The sequence below is a fragment of the Streptomyces sp. NPDC039609 genome, assembly GCF_055596705.1.
In genome coordinates this window covers 495,660-512,416 of record NZ_JBVIUJ010000002.1, presented here as the reverse complement: position 1 = coordinate 512,416, position 16,757 = coordinate 495,660, and the positions used below count along the sequence as shown (strand labels likewise).

10 protein-coding genes and 1 pseudogene are annotated in these 16,757 nt (G+C 70.3%); 2 read left to right on the top strand and 9 right to left on the bottom strand.

Going from position 1 to position 16,757, the window contains the following annotated elements; translation table 11 throughout:
* Positions 1-43: 43 nt before the first annotated feature.
* The 3 genes and pseudogenes from ACZ561_RS07690 to ACZ561_RS07680 form a co-directional block, all read right to left on the bottom strand.
* A pseudogene (locus ACZ561_RS07690) lies at positions 44-406 on the bottom strand (GtrA family protein); the annotation flags it as partial.
* Positions 406-1,407 (bottom strand): glycosyltransferase family 2 protein, encoded by a 1,002-nt coding sequence (locus tag ACZ561_RS07685; protein ID WP_470990816.1) that lies wholly within the window; start codon positions 1,405-1,407, stop codon positions 406-408. The pseudogene ACZ561_RS07690 and the gene ACZ561_RS07685, both read right to left, overlap by 1 nt.
* Positions 1,404-3,884: a YfhO family protein gene (locus tag ACZ561_RS07680; protein WP_470990814.1), complete on the bottom strand. Its 2,481-nt coding sequence runs from the start codon at positions 3,882-3,884 to the stop codon at positions 1,404-1,406. Before ACZ561_RS07680 ends, ACZ561_RS07685 begins: the two co-directional genes overlap by 4 nt.
* 461 nt (positions 3,885-4,345) lie before the next feature.
* On the opposite strand from ACZ561_RS07680, the gene ACZ561_RS07675 reads away from it, so the two are divergent.
* Positions 4,346-7,192, top strand: coding sequence for a bifunctional glycosyltransferase/CDP-glycerol:glycerophosphate glycerophosphotransferase (locus ACZ561_RS07675; protein WP_470990812.1), 2,847 nt, complete (start codon positions 4,346-4,348; stop codon positions 7,190-7,192).
* Positions 7,192-8,385 (top strand): glycosyltransferase family 4 protein, encoded by a 1,194-nt coding sequence (locus ACZ561_RS07670; protein WP_470990810.1) that lies wholly within the window; start codon positions 7,192-7,194, stop codon positions 8,383-8,385. The genes ACZ561_RS07675 and ACZ561_RS07670 overlap by 1 nt, the downstream gene beginning before the upstream one ends.
* 84 nt (positions 8,386-8,469) lie before the next feature.
* Here ACZ561_RS07670 and galE read toward each other — a convergent pair whose 3' ends face one another.
* The 6 genes from galE to ACZ561_RS07640 all read right to left on the bottom strand — a co-directional run.
* The gene (galE, locus tag ACZ561_RS07665; protein WP_376433646.1) at positions 8,470-9,456 is read right to left on the bottom strand and encodes a UDP-glucose 4-epimerase GalE; all 987 of its coding nucleotides are present in this window, start codon (positions 9,454-9,456) and stop codon (positions 8,470-8,472) included.
* 20 nt (positions 9,457-9,476) lie between these two features.
* Positions 9,477-11,102 (bottom strand): glycosyltransferase family 2 protein, encoded by a 1,626-nt coding sequence (locus tag ACZ561_RS07660; RefSeq protein WP_470990807.1) that lies wholly within the window; start codon positions 11,100-11,102, stop codon positions 9,477-9,479.
* A 64-nt stretch (positions 11,103-11,166) separates the two neighbouring features.
* Positions 11,167-12,606 carry a GTPase ObgE gene (gene obgE / locus ACZ561_RS07655; protein ID WP_470990805.1) on the bottom strand — a complete coding sequence of 480 codons (1,440 nt, stop codon included), beginning with the start codon at positions 12,604-12,606 and terminating at the stop codon, positions 11,167-11,169.
* Between the two features lie 115 nt (positions 12,607-12,721).
* On the bottom strand, positions 12,722-12,976 hold the full coding sequence (rpmA, locus tag ACZ561_RS07650; protein WP_260226291.1) for a 50S ribosomal protein L27: 255 nt from the start codon (positions 12,974-12,976) through the stop codon (positions 12,722-12,724).
* A 14-nt stretch (positions 12,977-12,990) separates the two neighbouring features.
* On the bottom strand, positions 12,991-13,311 hold the full coding sequence (gene rplU, locus ACZ561_RS07645; RefSeq protein ID WP_015033583.1) for a 50S ribosomal protein L21: 321 nt from the start codon (positions 13,309-13,311) through the stop codon (positions 12,991-12,993).
* A 252-nt stretch (positions 13,312-13,563) separates the two neighbouring features.
* A partial coding sequence (locus tag ACZ561_RS07640) for an Rne/Rng family ribonuclease (protein ID WP_470990803.1) occupies positions 13,564-16,757 on the bottom strand: 3,194 nt, incomplete at its 5' end.

The window sequence follows — 16,757 nt, the reverse complement described above, 5'->3', positions numbered from 1 at the left end:
CCGCACCGGCCTCCCCGTCCTTCTTCCCCTGCTTCCCGCCCGTCACGAGGATCTTCCGCGACAGCAGATAGGTGAACGGGATGGCCACGACCGCCGCGACGAGCGGCGCGATCCGGTCGTCCATCCCGGCCCAGGTCACCAGGGCGTAGAGGCCGACGCTCTGCACCAGGTAGTTGGTGACGTTGGTGAGCGGGAAGAGCGCGAACTTCTTCCAGGTGGGCCGGGTGCGGTAGGTGAAGTAGGTGTTCAGGAAGAACGAGCCGATCATGCTGAGCACGAAGGCGATGGAGTAGGCGGCGAAGTACGGCATCCACGGGTGCAGCAGCAGATAGCAGCCGTAGAACGTGCCGGTGTTTATCCCGCCCACCAGGCCGAATCGGACGATCTGGCCGAGCTGACCACGCATCACATCTCCCGGTCGGTCGAGACGAGGCGGACGCGATCGCGGCCTGCCGCGCGACGGTCGCGGTCACCGCCTGTGAAGGAGCGGTGGGTCTCCCTCACGAGGAAGTGCGGCCGGCGCTTGGTCTCGTAGTAGATACGGCCGATGTACTCGCCGATGAGGCCCAGCATGACCATCTGGACGCCCCCGAGGCCCACGATGATCGCCACGAGAGTCACATATCCGGGGGCGCTGACGCCCTGGGTGAGGGCGGTCACGGTGATCCAGACCGCGTACAGCGCGGCCACCCCGACGAGCGTGAGGCCGAGCCAGATCGCGATGCGCAGCGGCCTGTTGTTGAAGGAGATCAGCCCGTCCATGCCGTAGTTGAGCAGGGAGCCGAGCTTCCACTTCGTCTCGCCCGCCTCGCGTGCGGCGTTCTGGTAGTCGAAGGTGGCGGTGTCGAAGCCGATCCAGGAGAAGAGGCCCTTGGAGAAGCGGTTGTACTCGGGCAGCGACAGCAGCGCGTCGACGGCCGGGCGCGAGAGCATACGGAAGTCTCCCACGCCGTCGGCGAGTTCCACGTCGACCCACTTGTTGACCGCGCGGTAGTAGAGCCTGCTGAGCGCGCTGCGGACCTTCTTGTCGCCCTCGCGGGTGCGGCGGGCGATGATCTGGTCGTGGCCGCGCTCGTACAGATCGAGCATCCGCGCGATGAGCTCCGGCGGGTGCTGGAGATCCGCGTCCATGATCACGACGGCGTCGCCGGAGGCCTCGCGCAGCCCGGCGAGCATCGCGGCCTCCTTGCCGAAGTTCCGGCTGAAGGAGACGTATCGGGTCTCCTTGGTGAACTCGGCGGCGATGGCGCGCAGCCGGAGGGCCGTGCCGTCGCTGCTGCCGTCGTCGACGTAGCAGAGCTCGTACTCGACGCGCAGGTCGGCGAGGACCTCACGGATCCGGGTGTCGAACCGGTCGATCACCGCTTCTTCGTTGAAGCAGGGCACAACCACGGAGATCTTGGTCATGAGCGTCGGCTCCTGGACGGTGAGCGAGAGGTACGGGTCCGCAGGGCGTGCCCCACGGCGACGGCGAGCAGCAGCGCGGCGGCGGCTCCGCTCGCAGCGAGTCCGAGCCGCAGCCCGGGGGTGTGGAAGGAACACGACAGCCGCGAGGCGCCGTCTCCCAGATCCACGGCCATCAGTCCGCCGAGCGTCCGGGGCGCGCGGGCCTGGCCGCCGTCGACTGAACAGAGCCAGCCGGTGGTGGCCGGCACGGAGACGATCGCGGCGCCCCTGGTCCCGGGCGTGAACGTGGCACTGATGCCGTGCCCGGAGGCCTCGACGCGCTCGGGCCCGGTGGCGCGCAGATGCCGAACGGCCCGGTCGAGGGCGGCCCGGTCGAGGCAGCCGAGGGGGTTCCTCGGGATGAACTGTCCCCGGCTCGAGTGGATCGTGACGGTGACCCTGCCGTCGGCCGGCACGGCCCCGAGGGGGAACAGCTGGACGCTGGTCATCGGGTACTTGCCGCCGGTCTTGACGGTCCTCCCGAACGCCTGGACCCGTCCGGCCAGCCATGGCACGTGCAGGTAGGCCTCCGTGCCCGGGGTGCAGGTCGCGGTGAACGTCGAGCCGGCGCCGCGCGGACGGTCGGCCTTGAGCGGCCAGCCGCGGCCGGGAACGAACCCGGTGTCCGGGCCGCCCGACGCTATGGCGCCGGCCCGGACGAACGCGGGCACCTCGTAGACCTTGGCACCCAGCACCCGCTCCTGACGGGCGAAGACGGTGGCGTCGCGGGTGGCCCCGTCCAGAGGAGTACCGGGCGGACGCACGGTGACGACGGGCGGCGCGTCGGCGGTCCGCTGGACGAATCCGTTCGGCCCGGGCGTCCGTTCGAGGTAGCTGCTCACGCCCATGATCGCGCGGCCGACCGGGTCGTTGAAGCTGTTCGTGTGGCGGCCCCGGATGAACCAGCCGGCGCCGAGCCCTTGCAGGGTTTCGGCGGTGATCGCCGGCAGATAGCTGCTGTAGTAGCGGCCGCCCTGGCCGGCCAGCAGCATGGGGTCGTTGGCGGCGAACCCGTTCGGGCCCGGCTCGGTCCGGCTCGAGGGCCACGCGTCGGCGGCCTTCAGCTGGTCGTACGCGGCGCGCGTGGCGGCGTCGTAGGTGCGCTTGGGCTTCCACCAGTTGTCGGCGTCGCGGATCCGGGTCGTCGACAGGACGGTGTACGTCGAGGAGAGGAAGACGGCCCCGGCCAGGGCGGCGGTCAGCCACGCGCGTACCCGGCGGTCCGCCCGGTATCGGTGCAGCGCGATGAGCAGGGCGAGGAAGACGAGTCCGCCGGCGACGGCGAGGATCCAGGGTCCGCTGGTCATGTACTTCGCGGTGCTCGCGCAGGCGGCCAGGATCAGGACCACGGCGGCGCCGCGGAGCAGCTCCTTGGGGCGGGGCCGGCGGGCGAGGGCCAGCCAGGCGACGCACACGAAAACGGCGGTGAGGGCGATCGAGGCGCGGTAGGGGTTGCCGTTGGGCATGGCCAGTCCGTGCCAGAGCAGGATCGTGGGCTGCCAGACCAGCGAGGTGGCCACGGCCACGGTCAGGCCCAGCCACACGAACCGCTCCTTGAGCGGCACCCGGCCGATGAACGGGTAGGTGGCGACCAGGAGCAGCGCGAGCATCCCTACGGAGACACGGGGCGCTCCGGCCGCCAGCCCGCCGGGGAACAGGTGCGCCGTGTAGTCGGCGACGGTCGGCCACCCCTTGTAGGCGACCCCGGGGGCGGGCTGGGACAGCTTGCTCGCCTTGAGGCTCACCGTGAGCACGGGGGCGGCCAGCAGCACTCCGGTGACGGTCATGGAGGCGCCCCGCGCGAGGACGCGGACGCGGTCCGCGGTGGACCGCTGGTCCAGCAGCACCCGGACCAGCAGCACCAGCGCCATGCCGATGGTGGCCATGGCGGCGGTGTAGAAGTTGCCGGCCCAGCAGACGGTCACGACCAGGGCGCCGAGCACCCAGCGGCGGCGGCCCAGGCACCAGTCGTAGGCGATGCCCAGGAGGGGGAAGGCGACCAGGCCCCACATCCACATGGGGTCGGAGAAGCCGTCCGAGATCATCCAGGCGCTCAGCCCGAAGCCGACGGAGAGCAGCGCACGCAGCCAGGGGCTGCCCGGGTGGAGGCGTCCCAGGAAGACGGTCATCAACCCGGCGGCCAGCCCGACGCTGAAGAGGGTGACCAGAAACACGGGGAACTCGACGCTGTCCCGAGGGAAGACCCCGACCAGCCACGAGAACGGGTTCATCAAATAGGTGAAGAAGTCCGCAAGAAACGGTGTGCCGAACCCGCTCGCCCAGTTGAAGAAGAGATCCCCGCTGGTGTCCCCGTGCATCAGGTCACGAAGGCGGGCGTGGAACGGCACGAACTGATTCCCGAGGTCGTTCACCGCGCGCGAGCGGCCACCGAAGGGGTAGGTGCCCTGCAGGGCCATGGCCAGGCAGTACGCGCCCATGGACACCAGGGCGGCGAACCACGACGCGACGAGCTGGGATCTTCGGTTCCGCCGGGGTTCCGGGGCTGCCGGCGTCGCCGGCGAGGAGGGGTCGGTCTCCTGACGTCGAGCGACTTTCGGAGGCGGGGGAATCAGCATGGGGGCCTTCCATGGGTTCCTTGCTCCTGGGCGCCCCCCGCACCCCGGATGTCCCACTTGATTCCCATATGCTCTTTCCGTCACCCTCTGTCCGTAAATGACTACAGAATGAGGCTAAGGCCTTATCTGCACGCATCTGCTAGACGGGGACGGAGCCGAACGGGTTGCCCTTAAAATCGACGAATCCGATCGAGGAGAGTGTGTTCCCGATCGCCCAGGCCCGGGCTTCCCGCCCGGACGCCTCCCAGACCATCGGACCGTCGGAAAGTGAACGCGAGGTACCGTTGAGGCAGCCTGTGCAAGACAAGTGGATCGAGGTGCCAGTGCCTGACGTCTCAGTGATCGTCATCGCCTACAACGACGCAGAGCGTCTTCCCACGGCCGTGCGATCGGTGTTGGACCAGACACTGCAGAGCGTCGAAGTCGTGATCGTCGACGACTGCAGCAAGGACCGCACCTTCGAAGTCGCCCAGGAACTGGCAGCCGCGAACCCGGAGCAGATCCGGGCCTACCAGCTGCCCGAGAACAGCGGCGCGGGCGGCGAGCCCCGTAACGTCGGCATCGGCCACGCGCGGGGCCGGTACGTCATGTTCCTCGACAGTGACGACGTCCTGGAGCTCAACGCCTGCCGCAACATGGTCTCGGCCGCCGAGGAGACCCAGGCCGACCTGGTGTCGGGCCTCTGCGTGCGCCTCACCAAGGACAGCCGCAACGAGAAGCGCAACGAGTGGTACCCGTGGCTCTACTCGACGACCCGCACGCTGGACTCGGTCGCCGAGCTGCCCGACCTGTTCGTCTGGGACACGCTCTCCACGAACAAGTGCTACCGCCGCGACTTCCTCGTCGACAACGCTCTCCGCTTTCCCAAGGGGATGTTCTACGAGGACCTGATGTTCATCGCCGAGGCGTATCTCGCGGCGAAGAAGATCACCCTCATCCCCAACCAGGTCTACTTCTGGCACGTCTACGAGCAGGCCAAGGTCAAGTCGGTCACCAACAGCCGGCACGAGATGCGGAACTACCAGCACCGGCTGGAGATCCACCGCCGTATCGACGCGCTCCTCGACCAGCACGGTATGGAGGAGATGCGGGCGGCCAAGGACGTCAAGTTCCTCAAGCACGACCTTGTCCTCCATCTGCGTGATCTTCCCTTCCGGGACGAGGAGTACCGCCGCGAGTTCGCCGAGCTCTCCCTCTCCTACCTCCAGGGGCTGGACCGTGAGGCGTACGGCAAGGCCGCCAAGATCCAGGCGATCTGCGCCTACCTCCTGGAGAAGGGCGACTGGGACAACCTGCTGCCCGCCGTCGACAGCCTGACCCACCGCGACAAGCTCTCCTCTCCGCTCACGCAGCGCGACGGCCGCATCTACTGGTGCGACGAGCACCTGGACGACGCGTTCGGCCGCGAGGTGCTCGACGTCACGGACCTCGGCTACCACCAGAAGCCGCTCAACAAGCTGTTCCTGCGCAACGAGCTCACCACGTACGCGGAGTCGGACGGCACCGCCAAGCTCGCCGGCCGGATCACCAACCCGCTGGGGCTGGTCACGGCGGAGGACACCCTCACGGCCGAGCTGGAGTTCCAGGCGCGCCGCCGCAGCCTGCAGACGTTCCGCTTCCCCGTCAGGTCGCTGCGCCACGACGGCGAGACGATCCACTGGGAGACCGACGCCGACATCAGCTCCAAGCTGCGGCCCCTCGGCATCATCGACTCGGTGTGGGACGTCCGCCTCAACCTCAAGGCGAACGGCGTACGCACCCAGACCCGCCTCACCGTCGACCAGAACGAGCTGGGCAGCGGTGCGCTCCCCGTCAAGCCTCGGCTGACGCGTCTGGTGGGCGACCGCATAGAGCCTCACCCCACCGCCAAGGGCCACCTCGCCTTCCGTCTCGTCTCCGGCAAGGACGACGGCGACCGGATCGAGGAGCTGCTCCAGAAGGGGCTGCAGGGCAAGCCCGGGCAGCTCGTGAAGTCCGGGTACCGCCGCGCCAAGGAGCTGCGCAAGACGCTCACCTCCGGCGAGACCAAGCTGCGGCTCTACCACGACGTCTACAGCCGGCTGCCCGTCAAGAAGCGGACGGTCGTCTTCGAGAGCCAGCTGGGCAAGCAGTACAGCGACAGCCCGCGTGCGATCTACGAGGAGATGCGCAGGCAGGGTCTGGACTTCCAGGCCGTCTGGTCGTACGCGGGGAGCCCGAAGGACTTCCCCAAGGACGCCACTCTGGTGCGCCGTTGGTCACTGCCGTATCTGAAGGCCCTGGCGCGCGCCGAGTTCTGGGTGGACAACCAGAGCTATCCGCTGCGTCTGGCCAAGCGTCCCGAGACGACGTACATCCAGACCTGGCACGGCTCCGCGCTCAAGAGGATGGGCTTCGACCAGCCCAACCTCAAGGCGAAGACGCGGCAGCAGCAGGAGGCCCAGCAGAAGCACCTCGACCGCTTCGACCACTTCCTGGTGCGTTCGGAGCACGACGTACGGACGCTGGCCAAGGCCTTCCGGCTGAAGGACCGGACGCTGCTGCGGTCCGGCTACCCGCGCAACGACGTGCTGGTGGAGGCCAGGCAGCGTGAGGAGGCGGCGGGCTCGCGCGTGCGCGGACCGCTCGCCGAGCGCCTCGGGATCCCGGCGGACAAGACCGTGCTGCTCTACGCGCCGACGTTCCGCACGTCGGGCAAGGAGAGCCAGTTCGCCCTGCCCTTCGACGTGGAGCGCTTCGCCGAGGAGTTCGGCGACCGCTTCGTCCTGCTGGTGCGCGCGCACTACTTCAACCACGTGGTGCTCCCGCCCAACGTGGCGGGCAAGATCATCGACGTCTCTTCGGAGCACGACGTGATGCCGCTGATGGAGCTCGCCGACGCGCTGATCACGGACTACTCCTCCGTGATGTTCGACTACGCGCTGCTCGACCGGCCGATGCTGTTCTTCACGTACGACTACGAGGCCTACGTCCACGAGGACCGGGGCACGTACTTCGACCTGCTGGAGCACGCACCCGGCCCGGTCTTCCGGACGGAGGACGAGCTGTACGCCGCCGTGCGGAACCTCGAATCGGAGGGCCGCGAGTACTGCGACGCCCGCAAGCGTTTCGTCGCCGAGTTCGGCGAGTTCGACCAGGGCAACGCCGCGCGCTCCATCGTCCAGCAGTTCTTCTCCCGGTGGAGCCGTTGATGACCGAAGTGATGACCACGACGATGACCGAGCAGCAGACCACCGGGTCGCGCGACATCATCCTCGTCTCCAACAGCGTCGACGAGCTCGGCGGAATCACCAGCTGGTCGCACCAGATGGCCCGGCTCTTCAGTGAGCAGGGTCACGCGGTGCACGTGGTCGGCATCGTTCCCGCCCCGGAAGGACGGCGCGCCGACCTCGGCGACGACCTGCCCTACCGGACCACGACGCTGTACGACGTCCACCCGCCGTCCCTGAAGCCGCTGCGCGGCATCAAGGGCAAGCTCGACCTCGTCGAGCGCCGGCGCAGGGCCTCGCGTGCGGCCGGTATGCGCCGGCAGGCGGCCAAGCTCACCGCGCTCTTCCGCTCCGCCCGGCCGGGAGCCGTCGTCATCGTGACGCAGGTCTGGGCCATGGAGTGGGTCGCCCTCGCGGACACCGCGGGGCTGCGTGTGGTCGGCATGAGCCACGAGTCCTTCGAGACGTGCCGCAACTCGTCCCGCTTCCAGCGGGTCAAGCAGTACTACAAGGACGTCGACCGGATGCTCGCGCTGACCCGCGAGGACGCGGACCTCTGGATCCGGCAGCGCTTCGACCATGTCGGGGCCATGCCGAACCCGCTTCCGTTCTTCCCCGACGAGCCGTCGCCGCGCTCGGCCAAGGTCGTCGTCAGCATCGGTCGGCTGCACGAGGAGAAGGGCGTCGACCTGCTCCTCGAAGCCTGGTCCGACGTGGCGCCCAAGCACCCCGACTGGACCCTGCGTCTCTACGGCTCCGGCGAGGAGGAGGCGGCACTCAAGAAGCAGAGCGAGCAGCTGGGACTGACGTCCTCGGTCGAGTGGATGGGGCGTACCAGTGACGTCCCCGGCGCGCTGAAGGACAGCTCGCTCTTCGCTCTGTCGTCGCGGGGCGAGGGCTTCCCGCTGGCCCTCATGGAGGCCATGGCCACGGCCGTGCCGTGTGTCGCCTTCGATGTCGCCCCCGGCGTCCGCGAGATCATCACGGACGGCGAGAACGGCCTGGTCGTGCCTCCCGGCAACACCGCCGAGTTCGCCCGCAAGCTCGACAGGCTGATCTCGGACCAGGAGCTGCGCGACCGCATGGGCGAGGCGGCCCGGGTCGACATCCAGCGCTACTCGACGGACGAGATCGTGGCCCGCTGGGAGAACCTCTTCACGCTGCTGGACCGCTAGCGCGGAAACGGACGCTCGCAGAAGCGAAAGGGAGGACCGCCCTCACGGGCGGTCCTCCCTTTTCGTGTGCTCGGGCGGAAGCGGTCAGGCGGACACGCCTCGACGGGCGACCCAGCCGGCCCACGCGGAGCTGATCATGTCGCGGACGTCGTGGCGGGCCTTCCAGCCCAGCTCCGTCGCGATACGGTCCGCGGCGGCGACGACCCTCGCCGGGTCGCCGGGGCGGCGCGGGGTGACGGCGGGGGCGACCGAGTGGCCGGTGATCTCGTTGATCAGGTCGATCATCTCGCGGACGGAGACGCCCTCGCCGCGGCCGATGTTGACGGTCAGATCGCGCGGCTCGCCGGCGGCCGCCCACTCCGCGAGCTTGCGTGCGGCGACGAGGTGGGCGTCGGCGAGGTCCTCGACGTGGATGTAGTCGCGGACGCAGGTGCCGTCGGCGGTGTCGTAGTCGTCACCGAAGATCCGCGGGGCCTCGTCGGCGTCGAGCCGCTCGAAGACCATCGGGACCAGGTTGAAGACACCGGTGTCGGCCAGCTCGGGGGTGGCGGCGCCGGCCACGTTGAAGTAGCGCAGGCAGGCCGTGGAGATGCCGTGGGCCTTGCCGGCGGCGCGGACCACCCACTCGCCGGCGAGCTTCGTCTCGCCGTAGGGGCTCATGGGAAGGCACGGCGTGTCCTCGGTGACGAGGTCCACGTCCGGCATGCCGTAGACGGCGGCCGAGGAGGAGAAGAGGAAGTTGCGCACGCCCGCGGCGGCCACGGCCTCCAGGAGCACGGTCAGGCCCTGGACGTTCTCGCGGTAGTAGTGCAGCGGCTGCTCGACGGACTCGCCGACCTGCTTCTTCGCCGCCAGGTGGACCACGCCCGTGACACCGTGCTCGGCGATGGTCCGGTCCAGTACCTCACGGTCCAGGGTCGAGCCGACCACCAGGGGCACGCCCTCCGGGAGCCGCTCCGCGTACCCGGTGGACAGATCGTCGAGGACGACGACCCGCTCCCCCGCCTGCGTCATGGCGCGGACCACGTGCGAGCCGATGTAGCCGGCGCCTCCGGTGATCAGAAAAGTCATATCGCCCCATATCCCTTTCGCTAAGAACTGCGGGAGAACCGACGGAGCCTGGCCCTGACCGCCCGGAGCCCGTCACGGGCGCCCGGTGCGAGCCGCACCGCGAGCGAGCCGTTTGCCGTCGTGTACTGCTGCACCAGCAATACACCGTACCGGCTGCTCGGCACGACCGAGCGCCGCTCGCGGCCGTCCGGCAGCCGGAGCGCCGTCGAGAAGGAGTCGCCGTCCGCGCATGTCACCGTGATCCGGATGTCCCACAGCTGGGTGCCCCGGTTCCCGCGGCGGCGGCCCGCCCCGGCCAGAGCGGTGAGCCCGGCAGGAACCCGGGCGGTCCAACCGCCCTCGCCCTCGGCGAGCTCGCCCTCGGCGGTGCGGGCGGGCTCCTCCGAGCCCCGGGGCAGGAACGCGACCTGGACGGTACGGGGTCCGGCCGCGCGCAGCCTGCCGTACAGATCGCGGACCGTGAGCCGCAGCTCGCCGCCCCCGCCCGTCTGCAGGACCGCGTCGACGACGACCGGGAGCTCGTCGAGGGGCAGCGTCTCCACGCCGTCCAGCTCCACGTCGGGAAGGTCCAGGGACCAGACGGCGACGTCCTCGCTCCGCACATACGGCGGGAGCAGACGGGCCGGCTCTGCGGCGAGCCGGGACAGCCGGAGCAGGTCCCGCGGCTCCTTGGAGGCCAGGACGAACCGGGCAGCCCAGCGGGCGGGCGCGACGGCCGCGGCGATCTCGGTCTCCTCGAACGCCCCGAGGTGGTCGCGCGTCGCCACCCACCAGTCGGCCTGGTAGGTCTCGTCGCGCAGTCTCAACTCACGGGCGTACAGGCGCAGATCGTGTTCGATGAACTTGGTGCGGCAGGCGGCGGCGAGTTCGGTGCGGCCGGCCTCCGTGAAGGTCTCCACGGCCTTGCGATGGGCGGCGATACGGGCCTGCCAGTTGCCGACGCCCTCCCGGTCCAGGGAGATCGACAGCTGCGCGGCGGCGCGGCGGACGTGCCACACGTACACCGTGTCGGGGATCACCGCCACACGCGGCGCGGCGGCCAGGACGCGGGCGGTGAAGAGGAAGTCCTCGTAGATGAAACGGCCGTCGGGGAACCGGATGCCGTGGTCGAGGAGGAAGGACCGGGCGTAGACCTTGTTGACGCAGAGCGTGTCGTGCACCAGGGGGACGAGGTCCGCCGCGGTATCCAGAAGGGCGGGCTCCCGGTAGAGCCCGGGCTGCCAGCGCACCTCCCGGCCGCCGGGCAGTTCGCGCCGTACGCAGACACCGACCGCGACGGGGGTCCGGTGCCGCTCGGCCGCCGTCACCAGGGCCTCGGCCGCGCCCTCGGGCAGGATGTCGTCGCTGTCGAGGAACATCACGTACGGCGCGGTGGCCGCCTGGATGCCGTCGTTGCGGGGGGAGCCGCAGCCGCCGCTGTTCTCCGTACGGTGGACGACACGCACCCGAGGGTGGAGCGCCGCCAGCTCGTCCAGGACCTTCGCGGTGCCGTCGCTCGACGCGTCGTTGACGGCGACGACCTCCGCGACCACGGGGCCCTGGTCGAGTGCGGACCGGATGGCGTCGCCGACCAGCGTCTCGTCGTTGTAGGCGATGACCACGACACCGAGGGTGCCTTCTACCGTGGGTGGGGGGGTGCTGCTCACACCGAGGATCCTACGGGAGCGGCCGACGTCGCCGACCGGCCGCTCCCGGGGCCCTGGGCCCGTCCTAGAACGGGTTGAACTCGTCGAACTCGCGCTGCGCGTCGTCCCGCTCCGCGTCGCGGTCGCGGCGGCGCTGCGCGGCGGGGCGCGGGGCCTCGAGGCGGTGGTCCTCGCCACGACGGCCGAGCATCTCGGCGCCGGCCATCATCGTCGGCTCCCAGTCGAAGACGACCGCGTTGTCCTCGGAGCCGATCGCGACACCGTCGCCCGCGCGGGCGCCCGCCTTCATCAGCGCGTCCTCGACGCCCAGGCGGTTGAGACGGTCGGCGAGGTAGCCGACGGCCTCGTCGTTGTTGAAGTCGGTCTGGCGGACCCAGCGCTCCGGCTTCTCGCCGCGCACCCGGTACACGTCCTCGGCCTCGTCGTACGTGACGGTGAAGCCGGCGTCGTCGACCGCCTTCGGACGGAGGACGATCCGCGTCGACTCCTCCTTCGGCTTGGCCGCGCGCGCCTTGGCGACGATGTCGGCCAGCGCGAAGGAGAGCTCCTTCAGACCCGTACGGGCCACGGCCGAGGCCTCGTAGACCTGGTAGCCCCGCTCCTCCAGGTCCGGGCGGATCATGTCCGCCAGGTCCTGGCCGTCCGGGATGTCGATCTTGTTGAGGACGACGATGCGCGGGCGGTCCTCGAGACCGCCGTACTGCTTCAGCTCTTCCTCGATGATGTCGAGGTCGGTGACGGGGTCGCGGTCGGACTCCAGCGTCGCCGTGTCCAGGACGTGTACGAGGACGGAGCAGCGCTCCACATGGCGCAGGAACTCCAGGCCCAGGCCGCGGCCCTGACTGGCGCCCGGGATCAGACCCGGCACGTCGGCGATCGTGTAGACGGTCGAGCCGGCGGTGACGACGCCCAGGTTCGGGACCAGGGTGGTGAAGGGGTAGTCCGCGATCTTCGGCTTGGCGGCCGACAGGACGGAGATGAGCGAGGACTTGCCGGCGCTCGGGTAGCCGACCAGCGCCACGTCCGCGACGGTCTTCAGCTCCAGGACGATGTCGCGCGCCTCGCCGGGCTCGCCGAGCAGCGCGAAGCCGGGGGCCTTGCGGCGGGCGGAGGACAGCGCGGCGTTGCCGAGGCCGCCGCGGCCGCCCTGGCCCGCGACGAAGGTGGTGCCCTGGCCGACCAGGTCGGCGAGGACGTTGCCCTGCTTGTCGAGGACGACGGTGCCGTCGGGCACGGTCAGGACGAGGTCCTGACCGTCCTTGCCGGAGCGGTTGTCGCCGGCGCCGGGCTGACCGTTGGTCGCCTTGCGGTGGGGCGAGTGGTGGTACTCGAGGAGCGTGGTGATCGCCTGGTCGACGACCAGGATCACATCGCCGCCACGGCCGCCGTTGCCGCCGTCGGGGCCGCCGAGCGGCTTGAACTTCTCCCGGTGTACGGAGGCGCAGCCGTGGCCTCCGTTACCCGCGGCGACATGCAGCTCGACGCGGTCCACGAAGGTGGTCATGGTTGTGCCTCCAATTACAAGGGGTACTACGAGGTGGAATGTCTATCTAGTAACACGCGAAAGGCGGACCCGCTTCCCTGCCGGGAAGTGAGGTCCGCCTCCGCAAAAGAACCGATCAGGCGACCGGAACGATGTTCACGACCTTGCGGCCACGGTGGGTGCCGAACTGCACCGAACCGGCCTGCAGGGCGAACAGCGTGTCGTCGCCGCCACGGCCGACGCCCGCGCCGGGGTGGAAGTGGGTGCCGCGCTGGCGGATCAGGATCTCACCGGCGCTGACGACCTGACCGCCGAAGCGCTTCACGCCGAGCCGCTGAGCATTGGAATCGCGACCGTTCCGGGTGGACGATGCGCCCTTCTTGTGTGCCATCTCTCCTCAGTCCCTTACTTCGCAGCCGCGGGGATGCCGGTGACCTTGATCGCCGTGTACTGCTGGCGGTGGCCCTGGCGACGGCGGTAACCGGTCTTGTTCTTGTAGCGAAGGATGTCGATCTTCGCGCCCTTGTGGTGGTCCACGACCTCGGCCGTGACCTTGATACCGGCCAGCACCCACGGGTCGCTGGTCACGGCGTCGCCGTCGACAACGAGCAGCGTAGAGAGCTCTACGGTGTCGCCAACCTTGGCAGTGGAAATCTTGTCAACCTCAACGATGTCGCCGACAGCAACCTTGTGCTGGCGACCACCGCTGCGCACGATGGCGTACACGCGGATCTCTCTCTCACTCGGGAACGGTCCCCTGATGCCAGCCGCTCACACGCGCCGAGGCCCGTGATGATCCGGAAGTGGACGAGCGGCCTCTCCCGACAGACCGGGAGGAGGGTGCTCAGGGGGGTGGCGCGCCATACGACACGCCGACGGTCAAGGTTACGGGCCGGTGCCTCAAGGGGTCAAATTCGGTGACTTCGACCTCTGGGGCGGTGCGGGCCGTCCGCCATGGGACGGCCCGCACCGGCCGTGTCAGTCCTGCGCGGGGGCGGCCGTCTTCTTGGTGGCCGCCTTCTTCGCAGTCGTCTTCTTCGCCGCGGTCTTCTTGGTCGCCGCCGTCTTCTTGGTGGCGGCCTTCTTCGCGGTGGCCTTCTTGGCCGTCTTGCGGGCGGCCGTCTTCTTGGCCGGGGCGGGAGCCTCGGCCTCGGCGGCGGGCGCCTCGACCGGTGCCGGGGCGGCGGTCGGGGTCTCGACCACGAGGACGGCGGCCTCCTCGGCGCCCGAGGGCGAGCCGGCGGGGGCGGTCACCTTGCGGACGACCCGGCGGCGGGCCCTCGGCGGGGCGGCCACGGGGGCCTCCTCGACGACGGGCGCGACCTCCGGCTCGGCCTCGACGACCGGCTCCGGGGCGGCGACCGGCTCGACGACGGTCTCGACGACCGGCTCCGCAGCGGCCGGGGAACCGGCCGGGGCCGTCGCCTTGCGGGTGGCGCGGCGGCGGGCACGGGGAGCCGGGGCAGCCTCCTCGACGACCGGGGCGGCCTCGGCGACGGGGGCCTCGACGACCGTCTCGGCGACGGGCTGCGGCTCCTCGACCACGACCGGGGCAGCGGCGACCGGAGGACCGGCCGGCGCGGACACCTTGCGGGTCGCCCGACGGCGGCCACGACCACGCGTGGCGGCGGCCTCGGCCTCGGCGGCGCTGCTGTACAGCTCCTCGTCGGCGCGGAAGGGCTCCTCCACGGCCACCGGGGCGGCGATCTCCGCGGCCACCTCGGCCTCGGTCTCGACCGTCTCGGCCTCGGAGTCCGTCTCCACGGCCTCGACGTGCTCGTGCTCGTGGTGCTCGGCACCGCCACGGCCACGCTTCTTCGAGCGCTTGCCGCCGCCACCGCCGCCCGGGGCGGTCGGCTGCTCCATGTGCACGATCACGCCACGCCCGTTGCAGTGGACGCAGGTCTCGGAGAAGGACTCCAGCAGACCCTGGCCGACCCGCTTGCGGGTCATCTGGACCAGGCCCAGCGAGGTGACCTCGGCCACCTGGTGCTTGGTCCGGTCACGGCCCAGGCACTCCAGGAGGCGGCGCAGCACCAGGTCGCGGTTGGACTCCAGGACCATGTCGATGAAGTCGATGACGACGATGCCGCCCAGGTCGCGCAGGCGCAGCTGGCGCACGATCTCCTCGGCCGCTTCGAGGTTGTTCCTCGTCACGGTCTCTTCGAGGTTGCCGCCCTGACCGGTGAACTTGCCGGTGTTGACGTCGACGACGATCATCGCCTCGGTCTTGTCGATCACCAGCGAGCCACCGCTCGGCAGCCAGACCTTGCGGTCCAGCGCCTTCATCAGCTGCTCGTCGATCCGGTACGTCGCGAAGACGTCGACCTCGCTCGTCCACTTGGACAGGCGGTCGGTCAGGTCCGGGGCGACGTGGTTCACGTAGCCGTGGATGGTCTCCCACGCGTCGTCGCCGCTGACGATGACCTTCGAGAAGTCCTCGTTGAAGATGTCGCGGACGACACGGACGGTCATGTCCGGCTCACCGTAGAGAAGGGTCGGAGCGTTGCCGTTCTTCGCCTTCTTCTGGATGTCCTCCCACTGGGCCTGCAGACGCTCGACGTCACGGCGCAGCTCGTCCTCGCTCGCGCCCTCGGCGGCGGTGCGCACGATGACGCCCGCGTCCTCGGGGACGATCTTCTTGAGGATGGTCTTCAGCCGGGCGCGCTCGGTGTCCGGGAGCTTGCGGCTGATGCCGGTCATCGAGCCCTCGGGGACGTACACGAGGTAACGGCCCGGCAGGGAGACCTGGCTGGTCAGGCGGGCGCCCTTGTGGCCGATCGGGTCCTTCGTCACCTGGACGAGGACCGACTGGCCGGACTTGAGGGCGGCCTCGATGCGGCGCGGCCCGTTGGCCATGCCGAGCGACTCGAAGTTGACCTCACCGGCGTACAGGACGGCGTTGCGGCCCTTGCCGATGTCGACGAAGGCGGCCTCCATGGACGGCAGGACGTTCTGGACCTTGCCCAGGTAGACGTTGCCGACGTACGAGGTGGCCTGCTCCTTGTTGACGTAGTGCTCGACGAGCACGTTGTCTTCCATGACGCCGATCTGGGTGCGGTCGCCGTTCTGGCGGACGACCATGACACGCTCGACGGCCTCGCGGCGGGCCAGGAACTCGGCCTCGGTGATGATCGGGACGCGGCGGCGGCCCTGCTCGCGGCCCTCGCGGCGACGCTGCTTCTTCGCCTCCAGGCGGGTCGAGCCCTTGATGGACTGGACCTCGTCGGACGGCTCGGCCTTCTCACGGGCCGGGCGGGGCTCGCGGACCTTGACGACCGTACGGACGCCGTCCTCCTCGCCCGCCTCGGTCTCGCCGGAGGCGTCACCGCTGCGGCGGCGACGGCGGCGACGGCGACGGGAGCTGCTGCTGCCGCCCGTGGAGGTGCCGCCCTCGTACTCGTCGGACTCCTCGTCCTCCTCCTCGGACTCCTCGTCCTCGGCGCGGGCCTCCTCCGCCTCTTCGCTCTCCTCGGTGTCCTCAGCCTCGGCGAGCTCACCACGACGACGACGACGGCCGCCACGGCGGCGACGACGGGACGGACGGTCTTCGTACTCGTCGGACTCCTCGGCCTCGGCCTCGGGCTCCTCGGCCTCGACCTCGGGCTCGTCGGCGACGGTGGCGGGGACCGGCTCGACGGCGACGGGCTCGGCGGGCTCGCCACGGCGGCGGCGACGGCGCCGGCCGGCGGGCTCGGGGCGCTCGGCCGTCTCGACGACGGCAGTGGTCTCCTCGACCTCGACCGTCTCCTCCTCGTCCTCCTCCGGCTCCACGGCCTCGGCGGCAGCGGCGGCGGCCGCGGTCTCCGGGGTCTGGAACATGGGCTCGGTGAAGACCGGGGCCTGGAAGACGGCGACGGCGGGGCGCGTGGCGCGGCGGCCGCGGGGCTCCTCCTCCGCCTTGGGGGCAGAGACCGGCTCGGCGGTGAACTGCGGCGAGGACGCGCGACGGCGGGTACGGCCCCGGGTGGCGGCCTTCTCGGCGGCGACGACCTCGGGCTCGGCCTCTTCGGCGGTGATCTGCGCGACGGTCTCCGACGGCAGGCTCTCTCCGGCGGTCTCGGCGACCGGCTCCGGGGAGGTGGCCTTACGGGTGGCACGGCGACGCGTACGGGCGGGCGCGGCAGGCTCCTCGACCGGGGCCTCCTCGGCCACCGGCGCGACCTCGGCGG

Bases quoted from the DNA above. Each gene is read 5' to 3' on its own strand.
- ACZ561_RS07680 (WP_470990814.1), bottom strand. From the start codon at position 3,884: ATGGGCGCGTACTGCCTGGCCATGGCCCTGCAGGGCACCTACCCCTTC.
- ACZ561_RS07685 (WP_470990816.1), bottom strand. From the start codon at position 1,407: ATGACCAAGATCTCCGTGGTTGTGCCCTGCTTCAACGAAGAAGCGGTG.
- galE (WP_376433646.1), bottom strand. From the start codon at position 9,456: ATGACTTTTCTGATCACCGGAGGCGCCGGCTACATCGGCTCGCACGTG.
- obgE (WP_470990805.1), bottom strand. From the start codon at position 12,606: ATGACCACCTTCGTGGACCGCGTCGAGCTGCATGTCGCCGCGGGTAAC.
- rpmA (WP_260226291.1), bottom strand. From the start codon at position 12,976: ATGGCACACAAGAAGGGCGCATCGTCCACCCGGAACGGTCGCGATTCC.
- ACZ561_RS07670 (WP_470990810.1), top strand. From the start codon at position 7,192: ATGACCGAAGTGATGACCACGACGATGACCGAGCAGCAGACCACCGGG.